The sequence below is a fragment of the Pseudomonas sp. UBA5706 genome, from assembly GCF_002419965.1.
GTDB lineage: Bacteria > Pseudomonadota > Gammaproteobacteria > Pseudomonadales > Pseudomonadaceae > Aquipseudomonas.
Map to the genome: position 1 here is coordinate 196,456 of NZ_DIHC01000016.1, position 15,231 is coordinate 211,686.

The following is a 15,231-nucleotide window of genomic DNA, read 5'->3' on the forward strand; positions in this document are numbered from 1 at the left end:
GGTTTTAACGGGGGCGTAACCAGTTAGATGAGCACCGCATTGCATTTATCGCTGACCGATCAGCAAATCGCACGGATTTCCCGAGCGCTCGCGGACCCCAGACGCTACCAGATCCTGTTGCAGATCAGCGCATCCCAGGATGCCGTGCCCTGTGCCGAATTGCTCAGCACTCACCCTGTCAGCGCGGCGACCGTCTCGCACCATACCAGGGAGCTGGAACGTGCTGGCTTGATCACCACGTTGCGTGAAGGCAAGTACGCCAGTTTCAAAACCCGGCGCGAAGTACTCGGCGCCTATGCAGCGCAGTTGATGCGGTTCTGCTGAGCACGCGCATACACCCTCAACCTGGCGTCACCTTGATAGCTGCAACCAGACGCCTGTAGATTGCTCGACCTGCCTCTTCCCATTCTCCCGTCTCCTGCAGGCACCTCCGGAGTTTTCCTATGTACCCAGATGTTCAGTTGTATATCGATGGCCAATGGCGCGCCAGTGAAGACGGTCGCACCATTGCCGTGTTCAACCCGGCGACCGGTGACACCCTGGGCACCGTTGCCCATGCAGACATCGCCGATCTGGATCAGGCCCTGGCCGCGGCCGAGCGTGGTTTCGAAACCTGGCGCAGCACGCCGGCTTACGAGCGCTACAAAATCATGCAGAAGGCCGCCAACCTGTTGCGTGATCGCGTTGACCACATCGCCAGTGTCATGACCCAGGAGCAGGGCAAGCCGCTGGCCGAGGCGCGCGCGGAAACCCTCTCCGCCGCCGACATCATCGACTGGCTGGCCGAAGAGGGCCGTCGCGCCTATGGCCGTCTGGTGCCATCGCGCAACGCCTCGGTGGAGCAGAAGGTCATCAAGGAACCGGTCGGCCCGGTGGCCGCGTTTACGCCCTGGAACTTCCCGATCAACCAGGTGGTGCGCAAGCTGTCGTCGGCCCTGGCAGCCGGTTGTTCGATCATCGTCAAGGCACCGGAAGAAACCCCGGCAGCGCCCGCCGAGCTGATTCGTGCATTCATCGACGCAGGCGTTCCGGCGGGTGTCATCGGTCTTGTGTTTGGCGACCCGGCGCAGATCTCCAGCTACCTGATCGCCCACCCGGTGATCAAGAAGGTGACGTTCACCGGCTCAACGCCCGTGGGCAAGCAACTGGCCGCACTGGCCGGGCAACACATGAAGCGCGCGACCATGGAATTGGGTGGGCATGCCCCGGCGCTGGTGTTCGACGATGCCGATCTGGATCTGGCAGCGCGTACGCTGTCAGGCGCCAAGTTTCGCAACGCGGGGCAGGTGTGTGTCTCGCCGACCCGTATCCTGGTACAGCGCGGTGTCTATGAGCAGTTCATCGAGAAGTTCGTTGGCCTGACTCGCGAGGTCAAGGTCGGCAATGGACTGGAGCAAGGCGTGACGATGGGGCCACTGGCCAACGAACGTCGGGCTCCGGCACTGACGGCGCTGGTCAACGACGCTGCTGATCGTGGCGCCAGGCTTCACACCGGTGGCAAGCGGGTCGATGGGCCGGGCTATTTCTTCGAGCCGACCGTGCTCAGTGGCCTGACGCCGGAAATGCGCATCATGAATGAAGAGCCGTTTGGTCCGGTGGCCTTGATCGTGCCGTTCGATACGGTGGAGGATGCAGTCAAGGAGTCCAATCGCGTGCCGTTCGGACTGGCCTCGTATGCGTTTACGACGTCGATGAAGACTGCGCACATTTTGAGTACGCGAATCGAGGCGGGTATGTTGTCGATCAACCACCAGGGGATTGGGTTGGTGGAGGTGCCGTTCGGTGGAGTCAAGGATTCCGGCTATGGCTCCGAGGGTGGGACCGAGGCGATCGAGGCGTATCTGAATACCAAGCTGGTGACGGTGTTCAATTTGTAACTGGACCGTTTTTTCCGGCGGGTGGCGCCTTGACGGGGGGCATATCTGACACTGGGGCGGTGCTGATTTAAGTTCGTCCTGACGTCTGATTGTTTCACCGGCAAGTGACCTGGAAAGCCGGCATGCCGGACTCACCTCAGGTACCAAGGGCGTTTGCTCTTGGTTTTGCCTCGACTCATCAAGGTTCCTTTCTGCGGCAACGCTTCGCGGGCCCGCCGCCATGGGCCATCCATGGCCGGGGCGGCTCTCGGGGCCTTCCTGGCGCTCGTCCCACGGAACGCCGCCTGCGCCGACCCGGTTAGGGCTCGATTATCGCCGCGCGCTTTTCGCGTTTCATTTGCATCACCAGGGTAAATCGGTCATCCGGATACACGATCTCCGAGACTGCAATCAAACCGCCCTGATCGTCGCGATACTGACGAATGATGTTCAACCCCAGCGAACCTGGCGCAGCATTCAACCGAGCGGCCAGGTCGGCATTGAGTTGCACGGGCCGGACTTGCTGATCCACTGCATCGATCCGGCGACCGAACTCCTTTTCGATCAGCGCGGCAATCAATTCCCCCGGGCATTGTTCGGCCAGCGGGATCACTTGCGCGTACATCCGGTCGGCATACACATCGGTCCAGCACAGCGGGGAATGCCGCTGGCTCACGTCAACCTTGATGCTCGACATGCAGAAGCAATGCCCACCGGGTTCAAGCCCCAAGCGCCGTGCCAGGGCGATGTCAGCCACGAAATGCCGGACATGCTGAACGTCCCGGATGTGGGTCTCCGCCACGTGCACCAGGTCCGCAACCGAAGCCAGCGATTGCGAGTAACCGCCGCTTGGCGTGGCGGCCTCGACGCGCGTGCCGACGCGTTTGCGTCGCGACACCATGCCCTGATTCTGCAATTGCGTGCTTGCCCATTGCATCGGCATCTTAACCGACAAGCTGATCAAGGGGCTTGCGGTCAACCGGCAGCGGCTCGCCGACAACCTGGAAAACGCCTTGCTGATGGCGACCGTGCATAACCCGGTTCTGGGTTACGACCGCGTGGCACAAATCACCCGCAAGGCCGCGCAGGAAGGCCTGTCACCCAAGGCTGCGGCGGTGGCGCTGGGTTTCATGACCGCCCAGGACTACGAGCGGTTGGTCAGACCGGAGCTGATGGTCGAGCCTCAGGGCTCATCGTCAGCCACTCACGACGGATCGATTAGCTGAACTCCCGCAGCCGCTCGGGGCTCTCACACCAGAGGTCATCTCCGACCTCTCAGGTGTGAGGATCACCCATGGCAGACGCTGGCACAGTCTTCGAAACCGATCTTCCAGCGCGTCTGGATCGCTTGCCTTGGGGGCGTTTTCACACATTGCTGGTGTTTGCACTGGGCATCACCTGGCTGCTCGACGGCCTGGAAGTCACGCTCGCGGGCTCTGTGTCCGGCGCGCTTAAAGAGAGCCCCGTGTTGCACCTGACCAATGCCGATATCGGCCTGGCCGGTGGCGCGTATATTTGCGGTGCAGTGCTAGGGGCGCTGTTTTTCGGCTGGCTGACCGATCGCCTGGGGCGCCGCAAGTTGTTCTTCATTACCTTGGCGTTGTACATCAGCGCCACCGCCGCCACGGCATTTTCCTTCAGTGTGTGGAGCTTCATGCTGTTCCGCTTTCTGACCGGAATGGGCATCGGCGGTGAGTACACGGCCATCAATTCGACGATCCAGGAATTCACCCCGGCACGTTTCCGGGGATGGGTAGACTTGACGATCAATGGCACCTTCTGGATCGGCGCGGCATTGGGCGCAGGTGGTGCGATCGTTCTGCTGGACCCCGGCTGGATGGGCGCCGATCTGGGCTGGCGTCTGTGTTTCGGCATCGGCGCGGTGCTTGGGCTGGTGATCCTGGTGATGCGCCTGTGGCTGCCGGAAAGCCCGCGCTGGCTGCTGATTCATGGCCAGGCCGAGGAGGCGAGGGTGATTGTCGAGGGGATTGAAGACCGCCTGCGTCGGCAGGGTCACGCACTGGCCGAACCCGGTGGCCAGATGCTGCGACTGCACGCACGGGATCACACGCCGCTGCGGGAAATCTTCGATACGCTGTTCAACACTTATCGGCAACGGGCATTGGTCGGCCTGACGCTGCTGACCGCTCAGGCGTTTTTCTACAACGCCATTTTCTTTACCTATGCCTTGGTGCTCACCGAGTTTTATCAAGTGCCGTCGGCGTCGATTGGCTGGTATGTCTTGCCCCTGGCGTTGGGTAATTTCTGCGGGCCGTTGCTGCTGGGCAGGCTGTTCGATGTGGTCGGGCGACGGGTGATGATCAGCCTGACCTATGCCGTGTCGGCCGTGTTGCTGTGCATCAGCGGCTATCTGTTCGAACATGGCGTGCTCGATGTCACTCAGCAAGCTATTGCCTGGATGATCATTTTCTTCTTTGCTTCGGCGGCGGCGAGTTCGGCGTATCTGACGGTAGCCGAGACCTTTCCGCTGGAGATCCGGGCGCTGGCGATTGCAGTGTTCTACGCCTTCGGCACTGCGTTGGGCGGAATCGTCGGGCCGACGTTGTTCGGTGAGCTGATCGATAGCCACCAGCGTGGGCCGGTGTTCGTCGGTTATCTGATCGGCGCGGCGTTGATGTTGCTGGCCGCCGTCGTACAGGCGATCTGGGGCGTGGCGTCCGAGCGCAAGTCATTGGAGGAGGTGGCCCGGCCCTTGTCGCAGGCCAGTGATTAGCCGCAGGGGCACAAGCATCCGCGTTCATCTCGACGCTCTCCTGACAGGTGAGTTTTGTTCAATACCGCCAGGTCGCCGCCCATTAACGTCTCCCCTCATTCATCGAACGGAGAAGAGCGGTAATGAACCTGATGCTTTCCATGGCGGCGTTCGCACTCGCTGCATCGATTTCCCCCGGCCCGGTAAACGTGGTGGCGCTCGGCTGCGGCGCGCGATTTGGTCTGGGCGCGAGTTTGCGCCATGTCATGGGCGCGACGGTGGGGTTCGTGGTGCTGCTGGTGTTCACCGGATTCGGCCTGCATGAGGTGCTGCACAATTACCCGATGCTCACCGACGTCATTCGCTGGGCAGGCATGGGTTTTTTGGTGTACCTGGCGTGGAAACTGGCGATGGACGACGGGCGCCTGAATGTCGACAAACCCACGCAACGGCCGTCTTTCTGGCATGGCGCTGCGATGCAGTGGCTCAATCCCAAGGCGTGGCTGGCAGCGGTGGCAGGAATGGGCGCGTTCGTGGCCGATGGCCAACCGCAGTTGATCGGCTTGTTCGCGCTGATCTACTTCGTGGTCTGTTACCTGTCGGTCGCATGCTGGGCCTACGCCGGGGCGTTTCTCGGCCCCTGGTTGCGTAGCCCACAGCGCATTCGCACCTTCAACCGAAGCATGGCCGCGCTGCTTGCCGGGTGCGCGGTGTCGCTGTTGTATATCTGATCACCGACGATACTGGCCGGGTGTCGCGGCCAGGTGTTTTTTGAACACCCGCTGCAAATGCGCCTGATCGGCAAAGCCGCTCTGCTGAGCGATGTCGGCGATCAGCTCGCCCTGGCGCAGCTGCGCCTGTGCATGCTGGACACGCCGGTTGATGAGATAGGCGTGGGGCGTCATGTGGTAATGCTGTTCGAAAGCGCGAATCAGATAAGCCTGCGACAGGCTCGCCGCTTCACAAATCTCCTCCAGCCGGATGGCCCGCAAACAATGCTGGTCGATGTACTGCGCGGCACGCTCGACCCGTTGGTTGAGCTTTTTCAGCGGCGCATCGAAACCGCCGAGACGCTGCTGCATCAGCACGAAAAATGCGATCGCCGCCTGGTGTTTCTCCAAAGCCTCCCGGCTCGAGTCAATCAGTAGCCGGTGCAGGTCCAGCAGCCCGGAGAACAGCGCAGGATCAGTGCTGCAAGTGGCTGGAACGGGTTGGAAACCCGCCACCCCGCATGCCTCCTGCACCCCACCCAGCCAGTGCGCGTCGACGTAGAACATGATGTACGACCAAGGCTGGTCATCGATGGGATTGCAGGCATGAACGTCACCGGGGTTCATCAGCACCACGGTGCCGGAGGCAATCGTCTGGCGGGTTTTTTCGTGCAGGTAGGTGCTTTGCCCGGCCGTGATCGCACCGATGGAAAAAACGGCATGGGAATGGCGCGCGTAGCAGACCTTGCGGCCATCGGCGATGGAGCGGGCTTCGATGAACGGCAGCTCTGCATCCCGCCAGAACACCGGTATCTGCGCGTTGCTTGGCGGGTTCTGCAGGGGCATGTCAGTCATCCTTTGTTGCGTTTGCAGCTGTGAAAAATGTCCAGCGCCGGCTGGTATTCGGTGGTGGTGACGCCGAGCAAGCCTAGCACCGAATGAAACAGGTAGTCATGGCTCAGGTCCGGCTGGTTCTGCTTGGCCGCCAGGCAACTGCGGTCGATGCTGGCGTCGTCCAGGGTCGAATGGCCGAACCACATGACCATTGGCACGTGGGTCTGCGCGGTCGGGGCGATGGCGTACGGTGCGGCGTGCAGGTAGATGCCGTTTTCCCCCAGCGACTCACCGTGGTCCGAGAGATAGATCATCGAGGTGTCGACCTTGTCCTGATTGCGCTTGAGCAGCGCGATGGTCTGTGCCAGGAAGTGATCGGTGTAGAGAATGGTGTTGTCGTAGACGTTCTTCAGCTCATCGGAGGTGCAACTGCCCAACTGGTTGGTCTGGCAGACCGGCGTGAAGCGTTCCAGGGACTTGGGGTAGCGGTCGTAATATTCCGGACCGTGGCTGCCATCGGAATGCAGGACGATGATGGCGTTGTCGTTGAGCGAGTCGATGTACGCCTGCAGGCCCACCAACAGGGATTCATCCAGGCAGTTCTGACCGTCGCAGAAGGGGCTCGGCTGGTTTTTCGGAATGTCGCTGTGGGGTACGCGCAGGCAAGTGCCCTTGCAATCGCTGTTGTTGTCCAGCCACAGCACGGAAAGCCCGGCGCGCTGCAGCATGTCCAGCAAACCTTCGTAGGTCTTGCCCTTCTTGTCGTTGTAATCGGTGCGCGGAAAACGCGAGAACATACAGGGCACCGACACCGCCGTGGAAGTGCCGCAGGATGCCACCTGGGTGAAATTGAGAATGTCCTGCGTCTTCAATTCGGGGTTGGTTTCGCGGGCATAACCATTGAGCGAGAAGTGATCTGCCCGCGCCGTCTCGCCTACGACGACGATCATCAGGCTCTTTTTTGGCCGCTGCCGGGCTTCGGGGCTGAGCACAGCGTCGGCGCCCACGGTCTGGATCTTGACCGTTTCCTTGATCGCCACGGTCTGCTTGGTCAGTTTGCCGATGGCATAGATGTAGTTGGTCGGGTTGATGAAGTGGGTCAGCTTGTCTTCATCACGGAAGATCGGCGCATAGGTCGAATAGAAAGGGCCGATTGCGGCCGCGATCACCAGAACACAACCGATGCACACCAACACTTTGTTGACCAGCCCCGGCAGTACCCGGCGATAGGTCACGGGAATCAACCAGATCACTGTGATCGGCAGCACCCCGAGCAAGCCCAGGTACACAAACAGCTTGCCGCTTAGTAGCGCCTGGGCTTCGCCGGGGTTGGTCTCCAACACGTTCTGCATCATCGTGGTGTCGATGCTGATGCCGTAGGTGTTCATGAAATACGCCGCTGCCGCTGAACACAGCGCGACCAGGCTCAACATCGGTTTGAGTATCGGGCGGAAAGAAAAGAGGGTCAGCAGCAGGGTAATCGCCGCCCATAGGAAAAACCCGAACGACACATAAAACGCTGCGGCCTTGAAGCCTTGCAACTGGGTCAGAGCGAGCAGTGCATGCCAAGTGGCCAGGTTGTAGAACACCACCAGGCACAAGGAAGAAAGCATGACCAGGCGCGTAGAAGTGATGGGTTGCAGCCTTGAACGCATATCCATATAAAGCACTACTCGCAACGGGTCTGCACGTGGACTTCCAGTCGGCTAAGTCCCTGCGACGCTCACGTCAGACTGACCTGCGCATGGCAGGTGGTGGATGAAGAACCAGGATCGCGCGGAGTTTTCCAGAACGATTGTGAATACTTCGTGAAACAGCCTGGACGCTCACGGCACTGGACACAGGGCGTCCGGCAAGCGATCCCAAACCCGGCGACAAGCGATCATCCACCCCGTAATCTCAAGGCTTGTTCACGCCACCAATTGCACCGAGCACGCCATTGATTCGGGTAGCCATCGGGTGCAACCGCACATCCTGCTACACCGCAAAACCTGTAGGAGATCCGAAGGTTGCGCCGGCAGCGAATGCGGCTGGACAGCTAGGGATGTGTTGTCTGGAACTCGCCGTTGGCGAAACAGTTCGCACATTAGAAAGAAGCACTGTCAGTGCCACCGGAAATAACTGATGCGCACACAGACCGGAATACCGCGTCAGCGCGCGCGTATGACCTATCGAGCCATTGCCCTGGCTACCGTCCCATCATCCTTCAGCCGGGCAAAGGCGGTGATCACTCGCTGCACCGTCTCTGCCGGAGTCTTCAGGCTTAACGCCACATACAACCCTCTGGAAAGCTCATCAAGGGCGTAGACACTCTCAAGCTGATCAAAGGCGACATGAAGTTCCTCACACTGCACCCGCGCCTCGCGCTCCGGCATTGGCACCAGCGCGACCTGACCGTTGAGCAACTTGCGCAAGTTATCCAGATTGTTCGCCGACACCACCATTTTGTTGAAACCCTTGGCCTCCAGGTATTTCTGCCGCGAGTCGTCACGCACGACGCCCACGGTATAGTTGCCGACGTCCGACAGCTGATTGATCACGATGTCGTGGCGCTCGCGCAGCCTATAAAACAATGGCGTCACCTCATCCAGCTCGCCCACCCACTTGAACAACGCTTCCCGCTCGGCGCTGCGGAGAATCGGGTAGATCATCACGTTGGGCTCCAGGCGGGCCATGTCATAGGCGCGTGCCCACGGATACAGCGCTACGCGGTAATCCGTGACGCCCGCTGCGGCGAGCAGCTGTTCGACCACATCGCTGGCCGGCCCCACCACTTTGCCGTCCTTGAACGCGCTGTAGGAGGAATCCTCAGTCACGACCTGCAGGGTTTGGGCCTGAACGCTCATGCAACCGAGCACCAGCACCGTGCTGCATAACAATTTCCAGTGCTGCTTTAGCCAATGGTGGGTACGGCGCATGTCACATTCTCCCCGTGATCAAATCTCACACCGGTTACGACCCTGACTTTTGGCCCGGTACAGGGCCATGTCGGCGCTTTGCAGCAATTGGTCGAAACGCTCCATGTTCGCAGGGTCGAGTTGCGCAGCGCCGATGCTCATCGTGACGTAAGGCGATACCGCCGACCCCGTGTGTGGCAGTTTCTGCTCGGCCAGCAGGGCTTGCAGACGCTCGGCACAATCAAGCGCCTGCTGCCGGTTCTGCCCTGGCAGCAGCACGGCGAATTCTTCGCCCCCCAGACGCGCCACCAGTTCGCCGGAACGGGAGAACTGCGTGCTCATGATCAGGGCGACATCGCGCAGGCACTGATCGCCCGTGGCGTGGCCGTAGGTGTCGTTGTAGAGCTTGAAAAAATCGATGTCGCACATCAGCACCGAGAACGGCTGGCGGTGACGCAGCGCTCGATTGAATTCCAGCTCCTTGATTTCGTCGAAATGCCGGCGGTTGGCCAGGCCCGTGAGCGGATCGAAGCGGGTCAGGGCTTCCAGGCGGATGTTTGCCGCCCTCAATTGCGCGGTGCGTTGTTCGACCAGTTCGGCCAGTTGATCGCGGCTGGCCGCCAGGACAAGCTCATCACGGGTCTGGCGTTCGAGGTGGTTGGCCAGTTTGTCTTGCAGGTCATTGACGCCCGCTTCCAGCAGGTCCAGCTCGTCGCGGGTCTTGCCGCCGCGTCCGAGCGCCAGGTGATTTTTCAGGTTCTGCGGCGTCAGTTGTTCCAGATGCCGGGCGATGCGCCGCACATGCAAGGTCACCGATCGGTTGAACATGCCCATGATCAGCCCGGCCAAGGCCAGCGACTGGATGATCTGGGTCAGCATAATGATCGCGACTTCCTTGCCCAGGCGCCGCCACAGCAGACGGGCATCGCCCTCGATGCTCAGTTCGCCCACCACTTCGCTGGCGCCGGGGTAGGGGGCCACGGTCAGTTGGCGCTGCAAGGCCGGGGCGAACGAGGAGCCTGCGTGGCCCGGGTGCTGGCGCTCCAGCACCTGCGGTGCGCGACCGGGGCGCAGGACCTTCAGCTCGACGCGGCCCACCGGTGGCGCCAGCGCCACGCTGTCGATCTGTGCCTGCAAGGCTTCGTTGTCCATTTCCCATACCGCCTTGGACAGCGTGCCCTGGAACACCTGATCGATCAGGCCCAGTTCGGCGTTCATGTTCGAGAGGTTGGCATTCCAGGCAAACCAGGTGCGCACTGCAACGGTGGCCAGGGTGAACAGCACGCAGAATGCCAGCGTCGCCAACACCAGCCTGCGCGCGAGTGAACCGGCAGGGGGCGGCGCGGCGGCCTTTGCGGGCAGCTGCGTGTCAGAATCGACGGGCATGCTCATCTCCACTTCCGTGCGATGGCGTCGTAGGTTCCGTTTTCGCGGATGGCCCTCAGCCCTTTCTGAAACAGCTGCACGGTCGCGTCCGGTGTTGACAGGCTGAACGCCATGTTCAAGCCACCATCCTCTTCCAGTTCAGGGACGCGCAAGGATTGCACCAGTGTGCGACCCGGCTCTTCTCCGTCCTGCCGTACCAGGTAATCGGCGTTCAGTTCATCGGAGATCCACAGGTCGACATGCCCGGTTCGAAGCTTCTGGTAGTTCAGTTCGTAGTGATTGCTGGACTGCAACTGCTGGCCGATGACGAATTTCTTGCCGATCAGGTACTGCTCGCCTACATCCTCATTGACCGTCGCGATCTGCCAATCGCGCGCATCGTCCAGGTCCATCAAGCGGATGGGGTGCGCGGACGAGGAGTAGAGATACCAACGCGTGGTAGCAATGGTGCCGACCCACTTGAACGAGTGCTCGCGCTCGGCGGTGCGGGTGATGGAATAGATCAATACGTCGGGATCGTGCAGCGCCAGGTCGTATGCCCGCGCCCAAGGCATGGACTGGATGCTGGCCTGCACATTGACTTCCTTGAGCACTGCCTGCACCACCTCGGTACTCATCCCTGTCAACTGGCCGTCGCGGGTCATGCTGTAGGGAGGCAGCTCCTCGGTGACGATGCGCAGGGGCTGCGACCGCGCTTGGGCACCGCAGACGCTCAGGCAGAGCATAAACACGCCATACAGCGCGCCGCGAGCTTTGCGAACGAGGGGCGGGGATGTCATGAACGGCTACCTCATAGACTTGCAGGCGCGGCGCTAATCCGGTTTCCGGCGTGTATCAAAGGGTAGCCGGACGGCCTGTTACCGCCACGATATCGGCGGGGAAATCTGCCGCTTGAGGCCATTTTCTAACGTTTAACATCGTGCTCCGAGCTACGCCAAATCCGGGAACGACGGGTTGCCGATGTCTGCTACCCGGTAGCGATCTCGCAGGCTTTACCGCCGTCAAGGCGAACCGTTACAGAGCGCAAAACCGGTGCTGGCGATTCCGAAGCCGCGTCGCTGGCAAGTCGGACCACGCAGGTACGGCAGCGGCAAATAAACGCCGGTGAAATAGCCTGTGGCGTTGTGTCACACCGCCCGGTCCTGACTTCTTTTGACCTGGATCAACGGCCCCGAAAAGCGCTGTTGGAAAAATACCGTGCACCCCGACGAGTCATGCATATGCCCGGTCCTTTCGATTTCCTCAAACACCCTCTGGCGAAAGAAATAGGCCTGATCCTGCTGATCAAACTCGTTCTGTTGATGGGAATTCGCAGCGTCTGGTTCGACGCTCCGGTCGAGGTCAAGGACGACGGGGTGCAAGCTGGCCTGCATGTATTGGGCGCCCCTCCCGTGTCTCCTGAGAAGAACCCAAAATGATATCGGAATTCGTCGTCGACTTATCTCGGCTGCAGTTCGCAATGACTGCGCTGTACCACTTCCTGTTTATCCCGCTGACGCTGGGCATGGCTTTTTTGCTGGCGATCATGGAGTCGGTGTTTGTCATGACCGGCAAACAGGTCTACCAGGACATGACCAAGTTCTGGGGCAAGCTGTTTGGCATCAACTTCGCCCTGGGGGTCACCACCGGCCTGACCATGGAGTTCCAGTTCGGCACCAACTGGGCCTACTACAGCCACTACGTGGGCGATATCTTCGGTGCGCCGCTGGCGATCGAAGGGATGATGGCCTTTTTCCTTGAATCGACGTTTATCGGTCTGTTTTTCTTCGGCTGGGATCGCCTGACCCGCGTGCAGCATCTGGCCGTGACCTGGCTGGTCGCAATCGGTTCGAACCTGTCGGCGTTGTGGATCCTCATTGCCAACGGCTGGATGCAGAACCCGGTCGGCGCCGAGTTCAACTTCACCACCATGCGCATGGAAATGACCAGTTTCGCGGACCTGATCTTCAACCCGGTCGCGCAGGTCAAGTTCGTGCACACCGTCGCGTCCGGTTATGTCACCGGTGCGATTTTCGTCCTGGCCATTTCCAGCTGGTACCTGCTCAAGGGCCGCGACATCGGCTTCGCCCGGCGCTCGTTCGCCATTGCTTCGGCGTTCGGCATCGCCTCGATTCTATCGGTGATCGTGCTGGGCGATGAGTCCGGCTACGAAATCGGCGACGTGCAGAAAACCAAACTCGCGGCCATCGAAGCCGAGTGGGATACCGAACCTGCGCCCGCTGCGTTCACCTTGTTCGGCCTGCCGAACCAGGCCGAGCAGCGCACTGATTACGCGGTGAAGATCCCCTACGTAATGGGCATCGTCGCCACCCGTTCGGTCGACAAACAAGTCACCGGGATCAAGGATCTGGTCAGTGAGCACCAGGGCCGCATCCGCAACGGTATGGTTGCCTACGACCTGTTGGGCAAGCTGCGCGCCGGGGACAAGAGCGAGCAAACCCTCAACGCGTTCAACGATGTGAAGAAGGACCTGGGTTACGGCTTGCTGCTCAAGAAGTACACCGACAAGGTGGTGGATGCCAACGAGCAACAGATAAAGCAGGCTGCACTGGATTCGATTCCCCATGTGGCGTCGATCTTCTGGACGTTCCGCATCATGGTACTCAGCGGCGTGCTGATGCTGCTGTTGTTCATCTGCGCGTTCTGGGCCTCGGCACGCAAGAACGAATCGAGCAAGCCCTGGTTGCTTAAGTGGGCGCTGTTGAGTCTGCCACTGCCGTGGATCGCCACGCAGACTGGCTGGTGGGTCGCCGAGCACGGTCGTCAGCCATGGTCGATCGGTGAAGTACTGCCGGTTCACTTGTCTGCGTCGACCCTGTCCAGCGGCGATGTCATTGGCTCGATTCTGGCGCTGGTCGGTTTCTACACCGTGCTGTTGATCATCGAGATGTACCTGATGATCAAGTTCGCCCGCCTGGGTCCAAGCAGCCTGCACACCGGTCGTTATCACTTCGAAGCACGCGGCGCCGCTGTGTCTGCTGCCAAACAACCTGTGCTGGCCTGAGGAACACATGATGTTCGATTACGAGACACTCAAACTCATCTGGTGGGTGCTGGTCGGCGTGCTGCTGATCGGCTTCGCCCTGACTGACGGCTTCGACCTGGGCGCGGCGATGCTGATGCCTGTGGTGGGTCGCTCGGATAACGAAAGACGTGTGGTGATCAACACCATCGCCCCGCACTGGGACGGCAACCAGGTCTGGCTGATCACCGCCGGTGGCGCGTTGTTCGCTGCCTGGCCACTGGTCTACTCGGCGGCGTTTTCCGGCTTGTACTGGGCGCTGTTGCTGGTGCTGTTCGCGTTATTCGTACGCCCGGTGGGCTTTGACTATCGCAGCAAGCTGGAAAACACCCGCTGGCGGCAGAGTTGGGATTGGGCGCTTTGTGTGGGCGGCATAGTGCCTTCGCTGGTGTTTGGCGTGGCATTCGGCAACCTGCTGCTGGGTGTGCCGTTTCAGTTCGATGAAACCATGCGCTCCAGCTACCAGGGCAATTTCTGGCAGTTGCTCAGCCCGTTCGGCCTGCTGGCCGGCGTCGTCAGCCTGAGCATGCTCGGCCTGCATGGCGGTACCTGGCTGATGATGCGCACCGAGGGCGCGATTGCCCATCGTTCGCGGCGCGCGGCGCAAGGGCTGGCACTGGTTTTTCTGCTGTCCTTCATCGGTGCCGGCGTATGGCTGCTGCTGGGCGCAATTGAGGGGCTGTCGATTACCTCGGCGTTCGATGCCGGCGCTGCGCTCAATCCGCTGGCCAAGACGGTCGAGGCATCCAACCACGGCTGGATGGCTAATTATCAGCAACATCCCTTGACCGTTATCGCGCCACTGTTGGGCATCTTTGGCGGTCTGCTGGCGCTGCTGTGCGCCAGTGCGGGGCAGGGCAGGATGGCGTTTCTGGGCAGCAGCCTGGCGATCGTCGGCGCCCTGTGCACCGCAGGTTTCGCCATGTTCCCGTTCGTCATGCCATCGAGCCTGGATCCGGCCTCCAGCCTGACCGTCTGGGATGCAGTGTCCAGCAGCAAAACCCTGTCCATCATGCTGGTCGCGGCCGTCATCTTCGTGCCGTTGATCCTCTGCTACACCCTGTGGTGCTACGCCAAGATGTGGGGCAAGGTCACCACCACGCATATCGACCATAACCCGCACGGCCTGTACTGAGCCGAGGAGAGAACATCATGTGGTATTTCGCCTGGATACTTGGCGTGTTGCTGGCCTGCAGCTTCGGCATCATCAATGCCCTGTGGCTGGAGTCTTCGGATGCCAATGCCGTGGAGAACGGTCGTGACCGCTGAGGCGCTGAACGCACCTTTCAGGCATGCCATCGGCCGGGCCCTGTCCCTGCTGATGGCGGTGCCCCTGAGCCTGGTGCTGCTGATTCACCCAGCGTCGATGCTCGACGCCAGCGGTCATTACTCCCATAGCCTGCTGATGCTGATCATGTGGGGCGTGGCCGGTGGTTTCGTGCACGGCGTCGGCTTCGAACCCCGGGCGCTCGCCTGGCGAGTGGTGTTTCACCCGCTGTTGGCCTGGGGCTTGATGGCCGTCGGCTTTGGCATCTGGCTGACGGCGCGGTAGCGGCTCTAACCCGTCGCGGTGCTGGCAAACTTCAGCACGGATAACCCCTCCCACGCGCTGCTGCTACGGAGCCAGCGGCAGCGCATTTTCACGGGACCTCCCACGCGCTGCTGCTACGGAGCCAGCGGCAGCGCATTTTCACGGGACCTCCCCAAGCCTGTAGCCGTCCGGCGTGCCAGCGGTAACGGCTTGGGCATCGCCACTGCCAGCGCATCATCCCTTACAGGGACAGTGCGCCCGCACTGTCCAAAACGCTAATAT

At 60.9% G+C, this 15,231-nt stretch carries 15 protein-coding genes and 1 pseudogene; 10 read left to right on the forward strand and 6 right to left on the reverse strand.

All coding sequences use genetic code 11. The annotated features are described in order from the left end of the window. Window positions 1-27: 27 nt before the first annotated feature. Entirely contained in the window at window positions 28-324 is a 297-nt protein-coding gene (locus B3I26_RS08950) for an ArsR/SmtB family transcription factor (RefSeq protein ID WP_296257143.1), read from the forward strand. A 119-nt stretch (window positions 325-443) separates the two neighbouring features. After that, the gene (locus tag B3I26_RS08955; RefSeq protein ID WP_296257144.1) at window positions 444-1,877 is read left to right on the forward strand and encodes an NAD-dependent succinate-semialdehyde dehydrogenase; all 1,434 of its coding nucleotides are present in this window, start codon (window positions 444-446) and stop codon (window positions 1,875-1,877) included. Window positions 1,878-2,175: 298 nt separating this feature from the next. Here the strand turns inward: B3I26_RS08955 and B3I26_RS08960 are convergent. Further along, window positions 2,176-2,784 (reverse strand): annotated as a pseudogene (locus B3I26_RS08960) (GntR family transcriptional regulator); the annotation flags it as partial. 91 nt (window positions 2,785-2,875) lie between these two features. Here B3I26_RS08960 and B3I26_RS08965 point away from each other — a divergent pair. From B3I26_RS08965 to B3I26_RS08975, 3 genes are all read left to right on the forward strand, one after another. Then, window positions 2,876-3,082: a hypothetical protein gene (locus tag B3I26_RS08965; RefSeq protein ID WP_313482379.1), complete on the forward strand. Its 207-nt coding sequence runs from the start codon at window positions 2,876-2,878 to the stop codon at window positions 3,080-3,082. Window positions 3,083-3,150: 68 nt separating this feature from the next. Next, the gene (locus B3I26_RS08970) at window positions 3,151-4,590 is read left to right on the forward strand and encodes an MFS transporter (RefSeq protein ID WP_296257150.1); all 1,440 of its coding nucleotides are present in this window, start codon (window positions 3,151-3,153) and stop codon (window positions 4,588-4,590) included. A gap of 122 nt (window positions 4,591-4,712) precedes the next feature. Beyond that, the gene (locus B3I26_RS08975) at window positions 4,713-5,300 is read left to right on the forward strand and encodes a LysE family translocator (protein ID WP_296257152.1); all 588 of its coding nucleotides are present in this window, start codon (window positions 4,713-4,715) and stop codon (window positions 5,298-5,300) included. Here B3I26_RS08975 and B3I26_RS08980 read toward each other — a convergent pair whose 3' ends face one another. From B3I26_RS08980 to B3I26_RS09000, 5 genes are all read right to left on the reverse strand, one after another. Then, window positions 5,301-6,125 carry an AraC family transcriptional regulator gene (locus B3I26_RS08980; protein ID WP_296257153.1) on the reverse strand — a complete coding sequence of 275 codons (825 nt, stop codon included), beginning with the start codon at window positions 6,123-6,125 and terminating at the stop codon, window positions 5,301-5,303. A 5-nt stretch (window positions 6,126-6,130) separates the two neighbouring features. Beyond that, complete coding sequence (locus tag B3I26_RS08985; RefSeq protein ID WP_296257154.1) at window positions 6,131-7,774, reverse strand: phosphoethanolamine transferase; 1,644 nt, start codon at window positions 7,772-7,774, stop codon at window positions 6,131-6,133. A gap of 507 nt (window positions 7,775-8,281) precedes the next feature. Continuing rightward, the gene (locus tag B3I26_RS08990; protein ID WP_296257156.1) at window positions 8,282-9,031 is read right to left on the reverse strand and encodes a substrate-binding periplasmic protein; all 750 of its coding nucleotides are present in this window, start codon (window positions 9,029-9,031) and stop codon (window positions 8,282-8,284) included. Between the two features lie 18 nt (window positions 9,032-9,049). Further along, window positions 9,050-10,396 (reverse strand): GGDEF domain-containing protein, encoded by a 1,347-nt coding sequence (locus tag B3I26_RS08995; RefSeq protein WP_296257158.1) that lies wholly within the window; start codon window positions 10,394-10,396, stop codon window positions 9,050-9,052. Between the two features lie 2 nt (window positions 10,397-10,398). Further along, entirely contained in the window at window positions 10,399-11,175 is a 777-nt protein-coding gene (locus B3I26_RS09000; protein WP_313482345.1) for a substrate-binding periplasmic protein, read from the reverse strand. Between the two features lie 441 nt (window positions 11,176-11,616). Here B3I26_RS09000 and cydP point away from each other — a divergent pair, with 441 nt between their 5' ends. The 5 genes from cydP to B3I26_RS09025 are packed head-to-tail and all read left to right on the forward strand — an operon-like array spanning window position 11,617 to window position 14,970. Beyond that, window positions 11,617-11,814 (forward strand): cytochrome oxidase putative small subunit CydP, encoded by a 198-nt coding sequence (gene cydP, locus B3I26_RS09005; protein WP_296257160.1) that lies wholly within the window; start codon window positions 11,617-11,619, stop codon window positions 11,812-11,814. Next, complete coding sequence (locus tag B3I26_RS09010) at window positions 11,811-13,400, forward strand: cytochrome ubiquinol oxidase subunit I (RefSeq protein ID WP_296257162.1); 1,590 nt, start codon at window positions 11,811-11,813, stop codon at window positions 13,398-13,400. The genes cydP and B3I26_RS09010 overlap by 4 nt, the downstream gene beginning before the upstream one ends. A gap of 10 nt (window positions 13,401-13,410) precedes the next feature. Continuing rightward, on the forward strand, window positions 13,411-14,553 hold the full coding sequence (cydB, locus tag B3I26_RS09015) for a cytochrome d ubiquinol oxidase subunit II (protein ID WP_296257163.1): 1,143 nt from the start codon (window positions 13,411-13,413) through the stop codon (window positions 14,551-14,553). 17 nt (window positions 14,554-14,570) lie between these two features. Further along, window positions 14,571-14,687, forward strand: coding sequence for a cytochrome bd-I oxidase subunit CydX (cydX, locus tag B3I26_RS09020; protein ID WP_296257165.1), 117 nt, complete (start codon window positions 14,571-14,573; stop codon window positions 14,685-14,687). Then, on the forward strand, window positions 14,677-14,970 hold the full coding sequence (locus B3I26_RS09025; RefSeq protein ID WP_296257167.1) for a cyd operon YbgE family protein: 294 nt from the start codon (window positions 14,677-14,679) through the stop codon (window positions 14,968-14,970). Before cydX ends, B3I26_RS09025 begins: the two co-directional genes overlap by 11 nt. Window positions 14,971-15,231: the final 261 nt, after the last annotated feature.

What these genes read in the sequence shown, in the direction of transcription:
- B3I26_RS08950 (WP_296257143.1), top strand. Translation starts at nt 28, where the DNA reads ATGAGCACCGCATTGCATTTATCGCTGACCGATCAGCAAATCGCACGG.
- B3I26_RS08955 (WP_296257144.1), top strand. Translation starts at nt 444, where the DNA reads ATGTACCCAGATGTTCAGTTGTATATCGATGGCCAATGGCGCGCCAGT.
- B3I26_RS08965 (WP_313482379.1), top strand. Translation starts at nt 2,876, where the DNA reads ATGGCGACCGTGCATAACCCGGTTCTGGGTTACGACCGCGTGGCACAA.
- B3I26_RS08970 (WP_296257150.1), top strand. Translation starts at nt 3,151, where the DNA reads ATGGCAGACGCTGGCACAGTCTTCGAAACCGATCTTCCAGCGCGTCTG.
- B3I26_RS08975 (WP_296257152.1), top strand. Translation starts at nt 4,713, where the DNA reads ATGAACCTGATGCTTTCCATGGCGGCGTTCGCACTCGCTGCATCGATT.
- B3I26_RS08980 (WP_296257153.1), bottom strand. Translation starts at nt 6,125, where the DNA reads ATGCCCCTGCAGAACCCGCCAAGCAACGCGCAGATACCGGTGTTCTGG.
- B3I26_RS08985 (WP_296257154.1), bottom strand. Translation starts at nt 7,774, where the DNA reads ATGGATATGCGTTCAAGGCTGCAACCCATCACTTCTACGCGCCTGGTC.
- B3I26_RS08990 (WP_296257156.1), bottom strand. Translation starts at nt 9,031, where the DNA reads ATGCGCCGTACCCACCATTGGCTAAAGCAGCACTGGAAATTGTTATGC.
- B3I26_RS08995 (WP_296257158.1), bottom strand. Translation starts at nt 10,396, where the DNA reads ATGCCCGTCGATTCTGACACGCAGCTGCCCGCAAAGGCCGCCGCGCCG.
- B3I26_RS09000 (WP_313482345.1), bottom strand. Translation starts at nt 11,175, where the DNA reads ATGACATCCCCGCCCCTCGTTCGCAAAGCTCGCGGCGCGCTGTATGGC.
- cydP (WP_296257160.1), top strand. Translation starts at nt 11,617, where the DNA reads ATGCCCGGTCCTTTCGATTTCCTCAAACACCCTCTGGCGAAAGAAATA.
- B3I26_RS09010 (WP_296257162.1), top strand. Translation starts at nt 11,811, where the DNA reads ATGATATCGGAATTCGTCGTCGACTTATCTCGGCTGCAGTTCGCAATG.
- cydB (WP_296257163.1), top strand. Translation starts at nt 13,411, where the DNA reads ATGTTCGATTACGAGACACTCAAACTCATCTGGTGGGTGCTGGTCGGC.
- cydX (WP_296257165.1), top strand. Translation starts at nt 14,571, where the DNA reads ATGTGGTATTTCGCCTGGATACTTGGCGTGTTGCTGGCCTGCAGCTTC.